At 61.4% G+C, this 18,237-nt stretch carries 16 protein-coding genes, 4 tRNA genes and 1 pseudogene; 14 read left to right on the plus strand and 7 right to left on the minus strand.

Features of this window, described 5'->3' with window-relative positions:
• Nucleotides 1-45: 45 nt before the first annotated feature.
• Nucleotides 46-900, minus strand: a complete 855-nt coding sequence (gene folD / locus CAG18_RS16970) for a bifunctional methylenetetrahydrofolate dehydrogenase/methenyltetrahydrofolate cyclohydrolase FolD (RefSeq protein ID WP_025338415.1) — start codon at nucleotides 898-900, stop codon at nucleotides 46-48.
• Between the two features lie 272 nt (nucleotides 901-1,172).
• On the opposite strand from folD, the gene CAG18_RS16975 reads away from it, so the two are divergent.
• The 4 genes from CAG18_RS16975 (at nucleotide 1,173) to CAG18_RS16990 (ending at nucleotide 1,624) form a co-directional block, all read left to right on the plus strand.
• Nucleotides 1,173-1,249: transfer RNA gene (locus tag CAG18_RS16975), tRNA-Arg, on the plus strand.
• A gap of 42 nt (nucleotides 1,250-1,291) precedes the next feature.
• Nucleotides 1,292-1,367: transfer RNA gene (locus CAG18_RS16980), tRNA-His, on the plus strand.
• 52 nt (nucleotides 1,368-1,419) lie between these two features.
• Nucleotides 1,420-1,504: transfer RNA gene (locus tag CAG18_RS16985), tRNA-Leu, on the plus strand.
• A gap of 44 nt (nucleotides 1,505-1,548) precedes the next feature.
• A tRNA-His gene (locus CAG18_RS16990) sits at nucleotides 1,549-1,624 on the plus strand.
• A 73-nt stretch (nucleotides 1,625-1,697) separates the two neighbouring features.
• Here the strand turns inward: CAG18_RS16990 and CAG18_RS16995 are convergent.
• Entirely contained in the window at nucleotides 1,698-2,000 is a 303-nt protein-coding gene (locus CAG18_RS16995) for an XRE family transcriptional regulator (RefSeq protein WP_015269693.1), read from the minus strand.
• Nucleotides 1,997-2,354: pseudogene (locus tag CAG18_RS17000) on the minus strand (type II toxin-antitoxin system RelE/ParE family toxin). Before CAG18_RS17000 ends, CAG18_RS16995 begins: the two are co-directional and overlap by 4 nt.
• Before the next feature lie 206 nt (nucleotides 2,355-2,560).
• On the opposite strand from CAG18_RS17000, the gene CAG18_RS17005 reads away from it, so the two are divergent.
• From CAG18_RS17005 to CAG18_RS17035, 7 genes are all read left to right on the plus strand, one after another.
• Nucleotides 2,561-2,860: a DUF6388 family protein gene (locus CAG18_RS17005; RefSeq protein ID WP_015269695.1), complete on the plus strand. Its 300-nt coding sequence runs from the start codon at nucleotides 2,561-2,563 to the stop codon at nucleotides 2,858-2,860.
• Between the two features lie 247 nt (nucleotides 2,861-3,107).
• Nucleotides 3,108-4,421 (plus strand): trigger factor, encoded by a 1,314-nt coding sequence (gene tig / locus CAG18_RS17010; protein ID WP_015269696.1) that lies wholly within the window; start codon nucleotides 3,108-3,110, stop codon nucleotides 4,419-4,421.
• A gap of 91 nt (nucleotides 4,422-4,512) precedes the next feature.
• A complete protein-coding gene (clpP, locus tag CAG18_RS17015; RefSeq protein WP_003259400.1) occupies nucleotides 4,513-5,154 on the plus strand; it encodes an ATP-dependent Clp endopeptidase proteolytic subunit ClpP in 642 nt (213 codons plus the stop codon).
• Nucleotides 5,155-5,262: 108 nt separating this feature from the next.
• Nucleotides 5,263-6,546 (plus strand): ATP-dependent Clp protease ATP-binding subunit ClpX, encoded by a 1,284-nt coding sequence (clpX, locus tag CAG18_RS17020; RefSeq protein WP_013971882.1) that lies wholly within the window; start codon nucleotides 5,263-5,265, stop codon nucleotides 6,544-6,546.
• A 163-nt stretch (nucleotides 6,547-6,709) separates the two neighbouring features.
• Nucleotides 6,710-9,106 (plus strand): endopeptidase La, encoded by a 2,397-nt coding sequence (gene lon, locus CAG18_RS17025; protein ID WP_015269697.1) that lies wholly within the window; start codon nucleotides 6,710-6,712, stop codon nucleotides 9,104-9,106.
• A 152-nt stretch (nucleotides 9,107-9,258) separates the two neighbouring features.
• Nucleotides 9,259-9,531 (plus strand): HU family DNA-binding protein, encoded by a 273-nt coding sequence (locus CAG18_RS17030; RefSeq protein ID WP_003259401.1) that lies wholly within the window; start codon nucleotides 9,259-9,261, stop codon nucleotides 9,529-9,531.
• A 183-nt stretch (nucleotides 9,532-9,714) separates the two neighbouring features.
• Nucleotides 9,715-11,586, plus strand: a complete 1,872-nt coding sequence (locus tag CAG18_RS17035) for a SurA N-terminal domain-containing protein (RefSeq protein ID WP_015269698.1) — start codon at nucleotides 9,715-9,717, stop codon at nucleotides 11,584-11,586.
• A 236-nt stretch (nucleotides 11,587-11,822) separates the two neighbouring features.
• Here the strand turns inward: CAG18_RS17035 and CAG18_RS17040 are convergent, their stop codons facing one another.
• Nucleotides 11,823-12,863, minus strand: coding sequence for a patatin-like phospholipase family protein (locus CAG18_RS17040; RefSeq protein ID WP_024086621.1), 1,041 nt, complete (start codon nucleotides 12,861-12,863; stop codon nucleotides 11,823-11,825).
• A 178-nt stretch (nucleotides 12,864-13,041) separates the two neighbouring features.
• On the opposite strand from CAG18_RS17040, the gene CAG18_RS17045 reads away from it, so the two are divergent.
• The 3 genes from CAG18_RS17045 to CAG18_RS17055 all read left to right on the plus strand — a co-directional run bounded on the left by CAG18_RS17045 (nucleotide 13,042) and on the right by CAG18_RS17055 (nucleotide 14,992).
• Entirely contained in the window at nucleotides 13,042-13,320 is a 279-nt protein-coding gene (locus CAG18_RS17045) for a hypothetical protein (protein WP_003259403.1), read from the plus strand.
• Between the two features lie 17 nt (nucleotides 13,321-13,337).
• The gene (locus CAG18_RS17050; RefSeq protein ID WP_054572838.1) at nucleotides 13,338-14,117 is read left to right on the plus strand and encodes a CHAD domain-containing protein; all 780 of its coding nucleotides are present in this window, start codon (nucleotides 13,338-13,340) and stop codon (nucleotides 14,115-14,117) included.
• Nucleotides 14,118-14,194: 77 nt separating this feature from the next.
• Nucleotides 14,195-14,992, plus strand: coding sequence for an acyl-CoA thioesterase II (locus CAG18_RS17055; RefSeq protein WP_015269701.1), 798 nt, complete (start codon nucleotides 14,195-14,197; stop codon nucleotides 14,990-14,992).
• Between the two features lie 168 nt (nucleotides 14,993-15,160).
• Here CAG18_RS17055 and CAG18_RS17065 read toward each other — a convergent pair whose 3' ends face one another.
• The 3 genes from CAG18_RS17065 to CAG18_RS17075 form a co-directional block, all read right to left on the minus strand.
• Nucleotides 15,161-15,529 (minus strand): Mpo1-like protein, encoded by a 369-nt coding sequence (locus CAG18_RS17065; RefSeq protein WP_085721241.1) that lies wholly within the window; start codon nucleotides 15,527-15,529, stop codon nucleotides 15,161-15,163.
• Between the two features lie 75 nt (nucleotides 15,530-15,604).
• Nucleotides 15,605-17,083: a methyl-accepting chemotaxis protein gene (locus CAG18_RS17070; RefSeq protein ID WP_013971890.1), complete on the minus strand. Its 1,479-nt coding sequence runs from the start codon at nucleotides 17,081-17,083 to the stop codon at nucleotides 15,605-15,607.
• Nucleotides 17,084-17,339: 256 nt separating this feature from the next.
• The gene (locus tag CAG18_RS17075; protein ID WP_015269703.1) at nucleotides 17,340-18,137 is read right to left on the minus strand and encodes a TatD family hydrolase; all 798 of its coding nucleotides are present in this window, start codon (nucleotides 18,135-18,137) and stop codon (nucleotides 17,340-17,342) included.
• Nucleotides 18,138-18,237: the final 100 nt, after the last annotated feature.

An 18,237-nucleotide genomic window follows, 5' to 3' on the forward strand; every position in this document is an offset into this window, starting at 1 on the left:
AAAAAACGGCACCTGCCAGAGGTGCCGTTTTCATATCACGCGGTCTTACTTGTGCAACTCTTCAGCCGCATACAGCGTGTTCTCCAGCAGGCATGCGCGGGTCATCGGCCCGACGCCGCCCGGCACCGGCGTGATCCAGCCGGCGCGCGGCAGGGCGGTCTCGTAGACCACGTCGCCGACCAGCTTGCCGTCTTCCTGGCGGTTGATGCCCACGTCGATAACGATGGCACCTTCCTTGATCCATTCACCCTTGACCAGGCCAGGCTTGCCTGCGGCCACTACCACCAGGTCGGCGCGGCCGACATGGCCGGGGAGGTCCTTGGTGAAGCGGTGGCAGACGGTCACGGTGCAGCCGGCCAGCAGCAGCTCCATGGCCATCGGGCGACCAACGATGTTGGACGCGCCGACGATGACCGCGTTCATGCCGTACAGGTCCTGGCCGGTGCTTTCCAGCAGGGTCATGATGCCCTTCGGTGTGCACGGGCGCAGCAGCGGGATGCGCTGGGCCAGACGACCGATGTTGTACGGGTGGAAGCCATCCACGTCCTTGTCCGGGCGGATGCGCTCGAGCAGCAGCGAGGCGTCCAGGTGCGCCGGCAGCGGCAACTGCAGCAGGATACCGTCGACGGCCGGATCGTCATTGAGGCGGTCGATCAGCTCGGTCAGGGCCTGCTGCGTGGTTTCGCTGGGCAGGTCGAACGCCTGCGAAATGAAGCCGACCTCTTCGCAGTCCTTGCGCTTGTGCGAGACATAGACTTGGGAGGCGGGGTCGGTGCCGACCAGGATCACCGCCAGGCCCGGCGTACGCAGGCCTTGCTGGCGACGCTCCACGACACGTTGAGCGATCTGCTGGCGCAGGCTGGCGGCGATCGCCTTGCCATCGATTAGGTGTGCAGTCATAGACGCGTGATTAACCATCGAGAAGGAAACAATTAAAGAGGGCGCATTCTCGCACGACATGGGCCAAGGGCAAAGGCGGGTGGTCGGGCAAATCCCCTAAGCCCTTAAATAATTTAAATTTTTTTGAGAAAGGTGTTGACGACTTTCAGGCTCGCCTATAAGATTCGCCGCACTTGTCGGGCACAGCCTAGCACTGGTTGGCGAAGTCGGGCAGAATGAGTGGTTTAGCAGTTACCTGTTAAAGGTCTCGTTCGGTTAGGCTTCAAGCTTAAGCGCCCGTAGCTCAGCTGGATAGAGCATCCGCCTTCTAAGCGGATGGTCGCAGGTTCGAGTCCTGCCGGGTGCGCCATTTAGGCAGCTTTGGCAAGCAAGTAGGCTGTAATGCAATATGGTGGGCGTAGCTCAGTTGGTAGAGCGCTGGATTGTGATTCCAGTTGTCGTGGGTTCGATTCCCATCGTCCACCCCATATTCTTCAAAGGCGCCTCGATAGCATCTGGCGCCTTTGTTTTAAGCGTTACGCGGACGTGGTGAAATTGGTAGACACACTGGATTTAGGTTCCAGCGGCGCAAGCTGTAAGAGTTCGAGTCTCTTCGTCCGCACCATGCTTCTGTAAGGTTGTACTGCAACATCGCAAGACCGCAATATGGTGGGCGTAGCTCAGTTGGTAGAGCGCTGGATTGTGATTCCAGTTGTCGTGGGTTCGATTCCCATCGTCCACCCCATATTCTTCGAAGGCGCCTTGATCGTGAGATCGGGCGCCTTTTTGTTTTGCGCCCTGATCTGGCGGCGCTGCGCTCAGGCGAGGGCAGGGCTGTTTTCCGGTATCAGGCGCACCTCTACGCGATGCCCGAGGGCGCGCGCTGCGCTGGCCAGGGTTGCCAGTGTCATGCCTGAGTCGTTCTGGTCGAGCGCCCGGTCAACCGCGGTGCGACTGGTGTGCATGCGCTCGGCCAATGCCTTCTTGCTGATCTTCTGCGCTTTCATGGCCTCGGCGATCTGCCAGGCGATCACGCGCTTCAGGGCGGCTGCGGATACCTCCTCTGCAAGGTCCTCGCTTGCCAGGAAGTCGTCGAAGTCGGAGCCGATATGTATGGTCATTGCTTGTGCCTCTTTATGGCGGCTTGGCGCTGCCTGGCGGCGGCCAGGTCCGGCCGCTGGTGTTTTCTGGCTCTTCTTGATGAAGCCGTGAAGCAGGATCATGGTGTTTCCATCCACGGTAAAAAGTACCCGGGCGATCGTGTTCTCAAGGTTGACCCTGGCCTCCCATAGGCCTTTCCCGAGCTTCCTGACAATGGGCATGCCTAGCGGCCATCCGATTTGTATTGTCTTGATCTCGGTTCCAATCAGGTATTTGTGGGTGCGGGGGAGTGAGGTCAACCATTCGCGTACAGGCTCATTGCCGGCTTCGGTGCGAAAGAAGCGGACATCTAGTGTTGTCGTGTTCCTGCCCATGGAAGTGTACCAAAAAAGGTGCTCCATTCAAGCGCAGGGCAATCGCTTGTGCCATAGCGTGTTTCCCGCAGTGCTGTAGGAGTGTTCGCCGGGTTGCAAATCAATCGATCCCGGCCCTTGCAATCCTCTGGTGACACCCCAATAAAAGCTGTTAGATTTCAGCCGGTTGAAACACTGGCCCATTTGGCCGGCAGAGGAACAACCCGATGATCGCAAAAGAAGGCCGTCAGGCCCTGGCGCTACAGCGCTTTGCCGAGGCCAACCCGCAGCTGCTCGAAGAGATCCGTGAGCTGGATGCGCGCGAGCAGGCCCAGCAGATCGAGTGGGCGTTCGAGGATGCGGCCGAGGAGCTGGGTATCCAGCCTTGGGAGCTGGCCCTGCAACTGATCGCCGAAACCCCCGAGCAGCTGCAGGCCATGCGCCTGGAGACGCACCGCGAGGTAGCCGAGGCGCTGGGGATGGAGTGGGAGGAGTACTGCCAGTTCAACGAAATCGAACCTGAATAAAGGAAGCGAATTCGTTGGTGGCAGTTGTTTGACAAGGTATTTCGGCTGCAGGTCGCCTGGTGGCGTCGTGCGGCCCCATTGAAGCAGGCTCGGCGTTATGTCGTACGGGCCTTGAAAGTTAATCGACCGGCGTGGTTTCTCGTCGTCCCGAGTGGGGTGACTTCTGCTGCGCGACTCACTAGAATGCTTGCCCTTGATTCTGGAGTCGGGCTAACGCCGGCTAACGTCTGTGCAACGAGGAATATCCATGCAAGTTTCTGTTGAAAACACTTCCGCTCTCGAGCGCCGCATGACCATCGCCGTTCCGGCCGAGCGCGTCGAGAACGAAGTCAACAAGCGTCTGCAACAGACTGCCAAGCGCGCCAAGGTTGCCGGCTTCCGCCCAGGCAAAGTGCCGATGAGCGTGATTCGTCAGCGTTTCGAAGCCGATGCCCGTCAAGAGGCGTTCGGTGACCTCGTCCAGGCTTCCTTCTACGAAGCCATCGTCGAGCAGAAGCTGAACCCGGCTGGCGCCCCTGCGGTAGAGCCGAAGTCCTTCGAGAAGGGCAAGGACCTGGAGTTCGTCGCCATCTTCGAAGTGTTCCCGGAGTTCACCGTTGGCGGCCTCGAGTCGATCAGCGTCGAGCGCCTGAGCGCCGAAGTGGCTGATGCCGACCTGGACAACATGCTGGAAGTGCTGCGCAAGCAGAACACCCGCTTCGAGGCCGTCGAGCGCGCCGCGCAGAACGACGACCAGGTCAACATCGACTTCGTCGGCAAGGTCGACGGTGAAGTGTTCGCCGGTGGTTCGGCCAAGGGCACCCAGCTGGTACTGGGCTCCGGCCGCATGATCCCAGGCTTCGAAGACGGCCTGGTTGGCGCCAAGGCTGGCGAAGAGCGCGTTGTTAACGTGACCTTCCCAGAGGACTACCAGAACCTGGACCTGGCTGGCAAAGCCGCCGAGTTCACCATCACCGTCAACAGCGTTGCCGCTCCTGTGCTGCCAGAGCTGAACGAAGAGTTCTTCGCCCAGTTCGGCATCAAGGAATCGACCCTGGAAGGCTTCCGCACCGAAGTTCGCAAGAACATGGAGCGTGAACTGCGCCAGGCCATCAAGGCCAAGGTGAAGAATCAGGTCATGGACGGTCTGCTGGCTGCCAACCCGATCGAAGTACCGAAAGCCCTGCTGGAAAACGAAGTCAACCGTCTGCGCGTGCAGGCTGTTCAGCAGTTCGGTGGCAACATCAAGCCTGAGCAGCTGCCGGCCGAACTGTTCGAAGAACAAGCCAAGCGCCGTGTGGTCCTGGGCCTGATCGTGGCCGAAGTGGTCAAGCAGTTCGAACTGAAGCCGGACGAAGGCAAGGTTCGCGAAATGATCGAAGAAATGGCTTCGGCTTACCAAGAGCCTGAGCAGGTCATCGCCTGGTACTACAAGAACGACCAGCAACTGAACGAAGTCCGTTCGGTTGTGCTGGAAGAACAAGTTGTAGATACTGTTCTGCAGAAAGCGACTGTGACCGACAAGTCGGTCTCGTACGAAGATGCCGTTAAACCAGCACAGGCTCCAGCCGCCGCTGAGTAACAGGCTTCTCTCGTAGGAAACCCCCACAAGCCAGCCTTCGAGCTGGCTTGTGCGTATTCAAGCCATGACTATTTGGGAGTGAGCGCAGGACATGTCCCGCAATTCTTATATTCAGCAGAGCTCTGACATCCAGGCCGCAGGCGGTCTGGTCCCGATGGTTATCGAGCAGTCCGCCCGTGGCGAACGCGCTTACGACATCTACTCGCGCCTGTTGAAGGAGCGTGTGATCTTCCTGGTTGGCCCGGTAGAGGACTACATGGCCAACCTCGTCGTTGCGCAACTGCTGTTCCTTGAAGCGGAAAACCCGGACAAGGATATCCATCTGTACATCAACTCGCCGGGCGGTTCCGTCACCGCCGGCATGTCGATCTACGACACCATGCAGTTCATCAAGCCGGACGTCTCGACCATCTGCATCGGCCAGGCCTGCAGCATGGGCGCCTTCCTGCTGGCTGCTGGTGCCAAGGGCAAGCGTCACTGCCTGCCCAACTCGCGCGTGATGATCCACCAGCCGCTGGGCGGCTTCCAGGGTCAGGCCACCGATATCGAGATCCACGCCCAGGAAATCCTCAATATCAAGGCCCGCCTGAACGAGCTGCTGGCCTACCACACCGGCCAGGATCTCGAGACCATCAAGCGCGACACTGAACGTGACAACTTCATGAGCGCCTCGCGCGCGGCCGAGTACGGCCTGATCGACTCGGTCTACGACAAGCGGCAACTGGCCTCCTGAACCGGGGTGCCAGAGCAGGTAGGCGCGGAAAGCGCCTACCTGCGGACTTGAAAAAGCCCGCAATTGCCTTCATCTTGTGTTGCAAGCCTACCGGATTGGATCGATCGAATGACTGACACCCGTAACGGCGAGGACAGCGGCAAATTGCTTTATTGCTCCTTCTGCGGCAAAAGCCAGCACGAAGTGCGCAAACTGATTGCCGGGCCCTCGGTATTTATCTGCGACGAGTGCGTCGACCTGTGCAACGACATCATCCGTGAGGAGGTGCAGGAAGCCCAGGCCGAGAGCAGCGCGCACAAATTGCCTTCGCCGAAAGAAATCAGCGGTATCCTGGACCAGTACGTCATTGGTCAGGAACGCGCGAAGAAGGTGCTTGCCGTAGCGGTGTACAACCACTACAAGCGCCTGAACCAGCGTGACAAGAAGGGTGACGAAGTCGAACTCGGCAAGAGCAACATCCTGCTCATCGGGCCAACCGGCTCGGGCAAGACCCTGCTCGCCGAAACCCTTGCACGCCTGTTGAACGTACCGTTCACCATTGCTGACGCCACCACCCTGACCGAAGCCGGTTACGTGGGTGAGGACGTCGAGAACATCATCCAGAAGCTGTTGCAGAAGTGCGACTACGACGTGGAAAAGGCCCAGATGGGCATCGTCTACATCGACGAGATCGACAAGATTTCGCGCAAGTCGGACAACCCGTCCATCACCCGTGACGTATCGGGCGAGGGCGTGCAGCAGGCACTGCTGAAGCTGATCGAAGGCACCGTGGCCTCGGTTCCGCCGCAAGGCGGCCGCAAACACCCGCAACAGGAATTCCTGCAGGTCGATACCCGCAACATCCTGTTCATCTGCGGTGGTGCCTTCTCGGGCCTGGAAAAGGTCATCCAGAACCGCTCCACCAAGGGTGGCATCGGTTTTGGCGCCGAAGTACGCAGCAAGGAAGAGGGCAAGAAGGTTGGCGAGTCCCTGCGTGAGGTCGAGCCGGACGATCTGGTCAAGTTTGGCCTGATCCCGGAATTCGTCGGCCGCCTGCCGGTGCTGGCAACCCTCGACGAGCTGGACGAGGCCGCGCTGATGCAGATCCTCACCGAGCCGAAGAACGCCCTGACCAAGCAGTATGCCAAGCTGTTCGAGATGGAAAACGTCGACCTCGAGTTCCGCAGCGATGCGCTCAAGGCCGTGGCGCGCAAGGCCCTGGAGCGCAAGACCGGCGCCCGTGGCCTGCGTTCGATCCTCGAAGGCGTGTTGCTCGACACCATGTACGAGATTCCTTCGAAGAAGGATGTCAGCAAGGTGGTGATCGACGAGAGCGTCATCGATGGCACTTCGCAGCCGCTGATGATCTACGAAAACAGCGAGCCGCAAGCCAAGGCCGCGCCGGACGCCTGATCCAGGCAATGGCTGGTTGACGGTTGCAAGCAAGAAGGGGCCTACGGGCCCCTTTCTGCTTTTCCTGCGCTAGCGCTTGTAATTTCCCAAGCCTGCCCCCACATTAGGTCCAAGCATCATTTCCACCGGTTTCCGGCCATAAGGCCGCTGTAGAGGCGAAATCATGAAGACCACCCTCGACTTGCCTCTTTTGCCATTGCGCGATGTCGTTGTTTACCCGCACATGGTCATCCCGCTGTTCGTGGGGCGCGAAAAGTCCATCGAAGCCCTTGAGGCGGCGATGACGGGCGAAAAGCAGATTCTTCTGCTGGCCCAGAAAAACCCGGCCGACGATGATCCGGGCGAAGACGCCCTGTACCGCGTCGGTACCGTTGCCACCGTGCTGCAATTGCTGAAACTGCCCGATGGTACCGTCAAGGTGCTGGTCGAGGGCGAGCAACGCGGCGCCGTGGAGCGTTTCAGCGAAGTAGAAGGGCACATCCGTGCCGAAGTTTCCCTGATCGACGAAGTCGACGCCGCCGAGCGCGAGTCGGAAGTGTTCGTGCGCACGCTGCTGTCGCAGTTCGAGCAATACGTGCAACTGGGCAAGAAAGTCCCAGCCGAAGTGCTGTCGTCGCTGAACAGCATCGAAGAGCCAGGGCGCCTGGTCGACACCATGGCCGCACACATGGCCCTGAAGATCGAGCAGAAACAGGAAATTCTCGAAATCGTCGACCTGCCGACCCGTGTCGAGCACGTACTGGCGCTGCTGGATGCCGAAATCGACCTGCTGCAGGTCGAAAAGCGCATTCGCGGTCGGGTCAAGAAGCAGATGGAGCGCAGCCAGCGCGAGTACTACCTGAACGAGCAGATGAAGGCCATTCAGAAGGAACTCGGTGATGGCGACGAAGGCCACAACGAAGTCGAAGAGCTGAAAAAGCGCATCGAAGCCGCTGGCCTGCCCAAGGACGCACTGGCCAAGGCCCAGGCCGAGCTGAACAAGCTCAAGCAGATGTCGCCGATGTCGGCCGAGGCCACTGTGGTCCGTTCCTATCTCGACTGGCTGGTGCAGGTGCCGTGGAAGGCCCAGAGCAAGGTGCGTCTGGACCTGGCCAAGGCCGAGGAAATCCTCGATGCCGACCACTACGGCCTGGAAGAGGTCAAGGAACGCATCCTCGAGTATCTTGCCGTGCAAAAGCGCGTCAAGAAGATCCGCGGCCCGGTACTGTGCCTGGTTGGCCCACCCGGCGTCGGCAAGACCTCGCTGGCCGAGTCGATCGCCGCTGCCACCAATCGCAAGTTCGTGCGCATGGCCCTGGGTGGTGTGCGTGACGAGGCTGAGATCCGTGGTCACCGCCGTACCTACATCGGTTCCATGCCTGGCCGCCTGATCCAGAAGATGACCAAGGTGGGGGTGCGCAACCCGCTGTTCCTGCTGGACGAAATCGACAAGATGGGCAGCGACATGCGTGGCGACCCGGCCTCGGCACTGCTCGAAGTGCTCGACCCGGAGCAGAACCACAACTTCAACGACCACTACCTGGAGGTCGACTACGACCTCTCGGACGTGATGTTCCTGTGCACCTCGAACTCGATGAACATCCCGCCGGCGCTGCTCGACCGGATGGAAGTCATCCGCCTGCCGGGCTACACCGAGGACGAGAAGATCAACATCGCGGTCAAGTACCTGGTGCCCAAGCAGGTCAAGGCCAACGGCTTGAAGAAGGACGAGCTGGAAGTCGATGTCTCTGCGATCCGCGACATCATCCGCTTCTACACCCGCGAAGCCGGTGTGCGCGGCCTGGAGCGGCAAATCGCCAAAGTCTGCCGCAAGGTGGTCAAGGAACATACCGGGCAGAAGCAGGTCAAGGTCAAGGTAGCCAGCGAGCAGTTGGAGCACCTGCTCGGCGTGCGCAAGTTCCGCTACGGCCTGGCCGAGCAGCAGGACCAGATCGGCCAGGTTACCGGCCTGGCCTGGACCCAGGTGGGCGGCGAACTGCTGACCATCGAAGCCGTGGTCATCCCCGGCAAGGGCCAGCTGATCAAGACCGGCTCGCTGGGCGACGTCATGGTCGAGTCGATCACCGCCGCGCAGACTGTGGTGCGCAGCCGTGCCCGCAGCCTGGGTATCGCCGCCGACTTCCACGAGAAGCACGACGTGCATATCCACATGCCTGAAGGCGCCACGCCGAAGGATGGCCCAAGTGCCGGTATCGGCATGTGCACCGCGCTGGTGTCGGCGCTGACGCAGATTCCGGTACGTGCCGATGTGGCCATGACCGGCGAAATCACCCTGCGTGGCCAGGTGCTGGCCATTGGCGGGTTGAAGGAAAAACTGCTGGCGGCACACCGTGGCGGGATCAAGACGGTGATCATTCCCGAGGAGAATGTTCGCGATCTGAAGGAGATTCCGGAAAATATCAAACAGGATCTGCAGATCAAACCAGTCAAATGGATTGACGAAGTCCTGCAAATTGCGCTGCAATACGCCCCGGAGCCCTTGCCAGATGTGGCTCCGGAGATTGTCGCGAAAGATGAAAAGCGCGACGGCGATGCTAAGGAAAGAATTAGCACGCACTAGTAGTTTTTGGCTGGGGGGCTTTCCTTGACAGTTTTTTCGGGGCCTTGCTATAAAGCGGCACGCTATTGTCATCAGGCCACCCAGCGCACGTTTCATAAGCTTTTCATTACATACTTAGAAACAAACTCAATAGAGAAATAAGGGGACTTAGAGTGAACAAGTCGGAACTGATTGACGCTATCGCCGCATCTGCTGACATCCCGAAAGCTGTAGCCGGCCGTGCGCTGGACGCAGTCATCGAATCCGTCACCGGCGCCCTGAAGCAAGGTGACGATGTGGTACTGGTTGGCTTCGGTACCTTCTCGGTCAAGGAGCGTGCAGAGCGCACCGGCCGCAACCCGCAAACCGGTAACGCGATCAAGATCGCTGCCGCCAAGGTTCCAGGCTTCAAGGCTGGCAAAGGCCTGAAAGACGCCGTCAACTAAGTCGTCTCTTTCAGCCGGACCCGGCCTGGCCAGGTCCGAGCACGCTGATGGCGGGGCGCAAACGTTCCCGCCTGACACGTTTGCTAAGAAAAGGCGCATCCTCGGATGCGCCTTTCTTTTATCAGGTTTCTACCCACGCTCCGCGGTTGTCGACGCAGTGGTACAGCCGTTTCTGGGGGACGCATGCTGCAAAATATCAGGGACAATTCACAAGGTTGGATTGCCAAGACCATCATCGGCCTTATCGTCGTGTTGATGGCGTTGACCGGTTTCGAAGCCATTTTCCAGGCCGCCACCCATAGCCAGGACGCCGCCAAGGTGAACGGCCAGACCATCAGCCAGAACGAGCTGAGCCAGGCGGCCGACATGCAGCGCCGTCAGCTGATGCAACAGTTGGGCAAGGATTTCGACCCAGCGCTGCTGGATGACAAATTGCTGCGCGAAGAGGCACTGAAGGGGCTGATCAGCCGCAAGCTGCTGCTGCAAGGCGCCGAAGATGCCAAATTCGCCTTCTCCGAGGCCGCACTGGACCAGGTGATCCTGCAGACGCCGGAGTTTCAGGTGGACGGCAAGTTCAGTGCCGACCGTTTTGACCAGGTCATTCGCCAGATGGGCTATGGCCGCATGCAGTTCCGCGACATGCTTGCCGAGGAAATGCTCATCGGCCAGCTGCGCACCGGCCTGGCCGGCAGCAGCTTCGTGACCGACCAGCAGGTCGATGCCTTTGCCCGCCTCGAGAAGCAGACCCGTGACTTCGCTTCCCTGACCTTCAAGGCCGACCCGGCCGCGGTCAAGGTCAGCGATGAAGAGATCAAGGCGCACTACGACCAGCACGCCAAGGAGTTCATGTCGCCAGACCAGGTGGTGATCGACTACATCGAGCTGAAGAAGTCGGCGTTCTTCGATCAGGTCAAGGTGACCGACGAAGAGCTCAAGGCCCAGTACGAGAAGGAAATCGCCAACCTCGCCGAGCAGCGCCATGCCGCGCACATCCTCATCGAGGTCAACGACAAGGTCACCGACGCCCAGGCCAAGGCCCGCGCTGAAGAGATCGAGCAGCGCCTGGCCAAGGGCGAAGACTTTGCCGCGCTGGCCAAGGAGTTCTCCCAGGACCCTGGTTCGGCCAATAGCGGCGGTGACCTTGGCTTCGCCGGCCCGGGCGTTTACGACCCGGCGTTCGAGGATGCGCTGTACAAGCTGCAGGACGGTCAGGTCTCGGCGCCGGTTCGCACCGAGTTCGGCTACCACCTTATCAAGCTGCTGGGCGTGCAGGCGCCGGAAGTGCCGAGCTTCGCCAGCCTGAAGGACAAGCTGACCCGTGACCTGAAGATCCCGCTGGTCGAGCAGCGTTACGTAGATGCCAGTAAGCAGCTGCAGGATGCTGCCTACGAGGCTTCCGACCTGGCCCAGCCGGCCCAGGACCTGAACCTGAAGGTGCAAACCTCCGCAGCGTTCGGCCGCGAGGGTGGCGAAGGCATCACTGCCAACCGTTCGGTCGTGCAGGCCGCATTCTCCGAAGAAGTGCTGGAGGAGGGTGCCAACAGCACCGCCATCGAGCTCGACCCGGAAACCACCGTGGTGCTGCGCGTCAAGGAGCACCGCAAGCCTGAGCAGCTGCCGCTGGAAGCCGTGGCCAAGAACATCAGCGAGCACCTGGCCAAGGAGAAGGCAACTGCCGAGCTCAAGGCCAAGGCGGACAAGCTGATTGCCGGCCTGCGTGACGGTTCCATCGCAGCGGGCAGTGTGCACGAAGGGCAGGGCTGGAAGGCCTATGAAGCAGTTACCCGCGGCGAGGACGGTATCGACCCGGCCGAGCTGCAGGCGCTGTTCCGCCTGGGCAAGCCACAGGCCAAGGACAAGCCGGTTTATGGCAGCGTCGTGCTGCGTGACGGTAGCCTGGTGGTACTGCAGCTCAAGGGTGTCAACGAAGGCGCTGCTGCCACCGACGAAGAGAAGCAGCAGATCCGCCGCTACCTCGCATCGCGTGCTGGCCAGCAGGACTTCGCGGCATACCGCAAGCAGCTGGAAGCCAAGGCGGACATCACCCGCTACTAAGGTGATGGATGCATGAACGAACAGGCCGCCCAGTGCGGCCTGTTTCGTTTCTGTTGCTCATCGCCGCGCTTTAGGCCTGTTCGATACCCCTGTAGGAGCAGCCTTGTGCTGCGAAGAGGCCAGCAGGGCAATAGATTCTCTTCGCCCTGATGGCCTCTTTGCAGCGCAAGGCTGCTCCTACATGTGCTTCACATGTCTTGACGTCGATGCCGGCAATGAGGCCAGTACAGGCCATGTTAGCGTTTCACCCCTTCATGGATATCCAGCGTATCCCGCGCAATCTCCCGCCCCAGGGCAATCAGCTCCGGCGCCTTGTAGAACTCGAAAAACCGGCACACTCGTTTGGGCACGTTGATCAGCACATCCGGTGGATAGCCTGCGATCTTGTACTGTGCCAACGAGGTCTGCATGACCTCGAAGCTCTGGTTGATCAAGTCCAGCAGCGAAGCGGGCCCCACGTTGTCGATGATGAACGAGCCGGTCGCAGACTTTGGCGCACCCTCGCGCTCCGGTGCCGCCGCCGGTTGCTGGCCTTCCGGGTTGGCGGCATCGGCCAGCCACGGGTTAGGCGGCGCCAGCCCTTCGGCGACGATTTCCTGCTCGATACGTATCAGCTCCTCCGCCGGCTTGCGCCGGAACGGCAAGCGCGAACCCAGCGAACTGAGTAGCGCATCGAAGCGCATCTTGAACGCCGCTGGGCGTTCGATCACCGGTAGCTGGTACTGCTTCTGGTTGGTGGCATTGAGGTTGACCGCGATGATCAGGTCGCAGTGGCTGGACACCACCGGCACGATCGGCAGCGGGTTGAGGATGCCGCCGTCGACCAGCATGCGGTTGCCTTGCATCACCGGGGTGAACAGGCTGGGGATGGCTGCCGAGGCGCGCATGGCCTGGTGCAGGCAGCCCTCCTGGAACCAGATTTCCTGCTGGTTGGTGAGGTCGGCTGCAACCGCGGTGTAGGGGATGCGCAATTGCTCGATGTTGATCTCGCCGACGATCTTGCGGATTTGCCCGAACACCTTGTCGCCGCGAATTGCGCCGAGGCGAAAGCTGACATCGACCAGGCGCAACACATCCAGGTAGTCGAGGCTCTCGATCCAGTTGCGGTAGTCTTCCAGCTTGCCCGCGGCGTAGATGCCGCCGATCACCGCGCCCATGGAGCAGCCGGCGATACAGGCAATGTCGTAGCCGCGGCGCTCGATTTCCTCGATCACCCCGATGTGTGCATACCCCCGGGCTCCACCCGATCCCAGTACCAGTGCCACGCGTTTGCTCATGAACATTCCCCGGCCAGTGCAACCATGGTCCTACAATGCACCCATCGCCACCTGTGCTTCAATGTGCATCGTGCTGAGCTACTGTAATAAAACTGGCTGGGCCAAGCTGGCTGGGCAGGGCACTTTTCAGATGCCGGGGCGTCGAACAGCCAATGTTTTTTCCATTGAGGTATTACCGATGAAAGCCTGGATCTGCCTTCCACTGATTGCCTTGGCCCTTGCTGGCTGCGCGGGCAAGACGGCCTACCGCGAGAGTTGCGCAACCCAACTGGATGCCGCCTGGAAGGAGCTGGACCTGGCCAAGGCCGAAGGCTTTGCCGGTGCCGTGAGCTACTCCAAGGCCTTGTCGCTGCTGACCGGTGCCAAGACCCAACAGCAGTTCGAAGGTTATGAAAGCTGTACCAGAAAAGCCGAAAAGGCCCGTTTCTACATTCGTGAGTCTCGCGCCGGGCGCTGACCAAGGAGCGTCTTTCAATGTCTGCCATGCTCGATCACGTGGTTGCCCAGATAGTGGCCTTGCAGGTGCGCCTGCTGGCCTGCCGCGAGCGCCTGGCTGCCGATACCGACAGCGAGGCCTTGCATGACCTGCGCACCACCCTGCGGCGCCTGCGCAGCCTGCTGCGGCCGCTGCGTGGGCTGCCGGGGGTGGAGCAGCTGGAGGAGGCCGCCAGGTCGTTGGGTGCCCTCACCACGCCGTTGCGCGACCGTGAGGTGCTGGCGGCCGAACTGATTGGGCATGGTTTTGCCGAGGCCGGGCAGCGGCGCCTGGAAGGGCGTGCCAGGACATTCGCCAGTGTTGCCGCCAGCCCCGAGCTGACGCGGGTGCTGGCGATTGTCGACGCGTTTCCGCTGTTCATGCGTGCAGCCGGTCGCGAGGGCCTGGTCAAGGCGCTGGAAAAGCGCATCGACAAACGCCTGGTCAAGCAGTGGCGCAAGTTGTACCAGGCGCTGCAGGACCCGGCCCACGACCGCCACCGCTTGCGCTTGCTGATCAAGCGTGCGCGCTATGGCGATGAGGCCTATCCGCAGCTCGACCATGCGGGCAAGCAGTTGCGGCGCTTGCTGAAGCAGGCCCAGGGCGATTTGGGTGACTGGCATGATCGCCTGCAATGGCTGCTGCAGGCGCGCGAGCATGCCGATCTGGCGCCGTGCAAGGTCGCCTGGGAGCAGGAATTGCATGAGGCCGAGCGCCATTCGGATGCGACGCTGGATGCACTGCAGCAGGCGTTGGCGCGGCGAAAGCCCGAAAAATGACCGAAATGCGGGCTGATCGGTATGGGTTTGCTGGCTAGGATGGGCAGACCTTATTCGCAGCAGGCAGGAGCCGGCCAATGAATTTCAACCAACTGCTCGACGCCGTGCGGGCCAACCCCGAAGCTGTATGTGTCCCGCCAAGCTGGGCCCAGGGGCGCGCCGCCTTTGGCGGGCTGATGGCGGCCATGGTGTATGAAGCCATGCGCCAGAAAATCTCCGATGACCGCCCCGTGCGTTCGTTGGCCATCAGCTTTGTGGCGCCAGCCGCGGCCGATGTGCCAATCCGCTTCGATGTAGAGGTGCTGCGTGAAGGCAAGGCTGTCAGCACCTTGCTGGGCCGTGCCGTTCAAGACGGCCAGGTAGTGACGCTGGTGCAGGGCAATTTCGGTGCAGGGCGGCCGTCGGTGGTCGATGTGCCAGCCTTGCCGGCCGAGGAAATGAAAGCGCTCGACGATGCAGCTCCCGAGCTACCCCATATCAAAGGCGTTACTCCGGAGTTCATGCAGCATGTGGCCTTGCGCTGGGCGGTGGGTGGTTTGCCGTTCAGTGGCAATCAGTCGCGGCAAATGGGCGGTTGGGTACGTTTGCGCGGGGTGGCCGAAGAACCGGTCAACGAGGCGCACCTGCTGGCGCTGGTCGATGCCTGGCCGCCAAGCCTGATGCCGTTTCTCAAACAGCCGGCTGCCGGCAGTACGTTGACCTGGACCATAGAATTCATGCAGCCCACGGCGCAGCTATCGACCCTGGATTGGTGCCGTTATTGCGTGGAAACCGAGCATGCGCGGGATGGTTACGGGCACGCTGCCGCTGCGTTGAGGACGGCGCAGGGCGAGTTGCTGGCCTTGAGCCGGCAGACGGTTACCGTGTTTGCCTAGCAGATACCTGCAGGCCTGCACGCTTTCCTGTAGGAGCGGCCTTGTGTCGCGAAAGGGCCGCAAAGCGGCCCCGGCAATCTTCGCGGCGAAGCTGTAAATCCGGGGCTGCTGCGCAGCCCTTTCGCGACACAAGGCCGCTCCTACAAAAGATTGCGCGTGATTGGAGCATCATTGGCGATGCTTGTGTCGTTCCCGCCAGGCCTTCCACCAGGCCCCGCTCAGCAAGAAGCGCGGAAAGGTGATGAACTGCTCGGTCAGCAGGCGTTGCACGGCATCCTTGCGGTTGGCGAAGGGTTCGGGTTGCTCGGCTTCCAGTCGGTGGCCCTGGCGTTGCAGGCCCAGGCCGGCGATCAGCGCAATGATGCCAACGGCAATCTGGCCCAGGTCCAGGCCGAACAGGCCGGACAGAATCAGCAACGTGCCAAGGATGAACAAAGGCACGGCGATCAGGTGCAGCACCAGGTTGGCCGGGTGGCGGTGATTGTGGTGGTAGCCGCGCCATTGCCAGGCGGGCAGGTTGGGCAGGCGTTTGCTCATGGGCATTTCCTCTCGGTCATGCCCAAAGCTTAGTGCGCCCCCCAGGCGGGGGCCAATCGAGGCTGGCTATGGTGACTATAGCTTGAGCTGGCCAATGGCCTTGTTCAGTTCACCGGCCAAGGTTGCCAGTTCGCTGCTGGTGGTTGCCGAGCCCACGGTCTGTTGCACGGTCTGTTCGGTGACATCGCGGATACTCACCACGGCGCGGTTCATTTCCTCGGCCACCTGGCTTTGCTGCTCGGCTGCCACGGCAATCTGGGTGTTGCTTTCGCGCATCTGCGCCACGGCACCGGTAATCTCGGCCAGTGCTTCGCCGGCCTCCTGGGCCTGGCGGACGCAGTCGTCGGCCTTGTACGAGCTCTCCTGCATGAACTCCACTGCATCCCGGGTGCCCGACTGCAGTGCCGAAACCATGGTGGTGATCTCGTCGGTGGAGTTTTGCACGCGTTTGGCCAGGTTGCGCACTTCATCGGCCACCACGGCAAAGCCGCGGCCCAGGTCGCCGGCGCGCGCTGCTTCGATGGCGGCATTGAGCGCCAGCAGGTTGGTCTGCTCGGCGATGCTGTGGATCACACTGACCACGCCATTGATCTTCTGACTGTCTTCGGCCAGTTGACGAATCATCTCGGCAGTCTGCTGCACGCCGCTGGACAGCCCGGAGATCGAGTCCTGTACCCGGCTGACCACCTCCTGGCCGCTACCGGCCAGGGCGTCGGCTGTTTGTGACAGGTCACGGGTGGCGCCGGCATGCTGGGCGATGTGGTGCACCGTTGCCGACATTTCGTTGATGGCGGTAGCGGCCTGGTCGGTCTCGCTCTGCTGGCCGAGCATGCCGTGGCGCACGTCGCTCATGCTCGCGGCCAGGCGCGCGGCACCGGAGTCCAGTTGCGCAGCGGTGTGGGCGACAGTACTGACCACGCGGTGGTAGGTCGCCTGCATGGCATTGAAGGCCCCGGCCATCTGGCCGACCTCGTCACCACAGGCCAACGGCACGCGGGCCGACAGGTCGCCGGTCTTTTCCACGTGCAGCATCACATCCTTGAGGGTGTTGAGCTGGCTGAGCAGGAAGCGGATCAGCAACTGCGAGGCGCCGAGCATGGCCAGCATCAGGATCAGTACGCATACCGCGTAGTTGCTGAATCGGTCGAAGAACACCTGGCGCAGGCTTGGCGACTGGGCCAGCACGGCCATTTGCTGATCACCGTTGCGCAGTACCTGCGCGCCCTGTAGCGGGTTGTTGCCCAAGAGCCGGGCGGCAGGCAGTTCGACCCAGCCTTGGGCATTGCGCAGGGCCTCCAGGGGTTCGCCCGCGAAGGTGGGCGTTTGCCCGGGCGACCAGCTGATGACATTGGCCGGGCGGGGTAGCGGCTGGCCGGCCGGCCAGGCAGCAAGCAGTTGCGCCTGCGCGGCCGCCTGGGCCTGCGCGGCCTCGGCGCGGGCGCGCTGCTCCAGGTGCACGGCATAGAGCACCAGCAGCAAGGTCGTGACAAAGGCCACCGCGTTGACGGCCCAGAACTTGTACTTCAGGGAAACATTGCTAAGCCAGGCACCCATGGGCAGGTCTTCTCTGAGTTGAGCGGGAACAATATTGGCAAGGTGCCATCATTGTGCCTGCGCAAGCCAGGGCCTTTCTTGATGTGTATCAAGAAAATTCCGCCGCAAGTTCTGCCGCGCTTTTGTAGCAGCGGCCTTGTGTCGCGATAGGGGTGCGAAGCGCCCCCAGGTTTTCAGCTTCAGCGGATAGATTGCCGGGGCCGCGTTGCGGCCCTTTCGCGACACAAGGCCGCTCCTACAGGAGAACGCGTCGGGTTCAGGGGAGTTGGAAAAACGCCCGCGCCGTTGCCGTGGTATGTGCCGCCGTGTGTTCGGTCGACTCACCCCGGTGCAAGGCCACTTCACGCAACACCTCTGGCAGGAACGCTGGTTCGTTGCGCCCGTTCTTCGGCTTGGGCCGCAGGCTGCGCGGCAGCAGGTAAGGCGCATCGCTCTCCAGCATCAGCCGCCCCTCGGCAATGTTGCCCACCAGCGGATGCAGATGGGTGCCACGGCGTTCGTCGCAGATCCAGCCGGTAATACCGATGTGCAGGTCCATGTCCAGGTAGGCGAACAGCGCGTCGCGCTCGCCGGTAAAGCAGTGCACCACTGCGCCGGTCAGGTGGTCGCGGTAATCCTTGAGGATCGCCAGCAGGCGTTCGCTGGCGTCGCGTTCGTGCAGGAACACCGGCAGACGCAGCTCGGCAGCCAGTGCCAGTTGTGCCTCCAGGGCTTTTTCCTGCAGCGGGCGAGGGGAGAAGTCGCGGTTGAAGTCCAGGCCGCATTCACCCACGGCGCGTACACGTGGTTCACTCAACAGCTGGCGCAACTGGCGCTCGCTGCCGGCATCCCAGGTTTTGGCATCATGAGGGTGTACGCCTGCCGTGGCGAACAGGTGCGCGCCGCTCGCATCCAGTTGCTGGCACAGCTCCAGCGCCTGTTCGCTGACCGCCAGGCTGGTGCCCGTCAGCACCATCTGCGTGACCCCGGCCTCAAGGGCGCGCTCGACGATTGCCGCCTGCTGGTCGTGGAAACTGCTGTTGGTCAGGTTGACGCCGATATCGATCAGTTGCATGGTGCTATCTCGTGCCGCGGGGCGGCCAGCATAGCAAAAACCGTGTTTTTCTGAAAAAACCAAGAACTTCATGCTGTTGCCGTGGTCTTTTGCCGTCATT

The organism is Pseudomonas sp. B22(2017), assembly GCF_002113105.1.
GTDB classification, from domain to species: domain Bacteria; phylum Pseudomonadota; class Gammaproteobacteria; order Pseudomonadales; family Pseudomonadaceae; genus Aquipseudomonas; species Aquipseudomonas asiatica.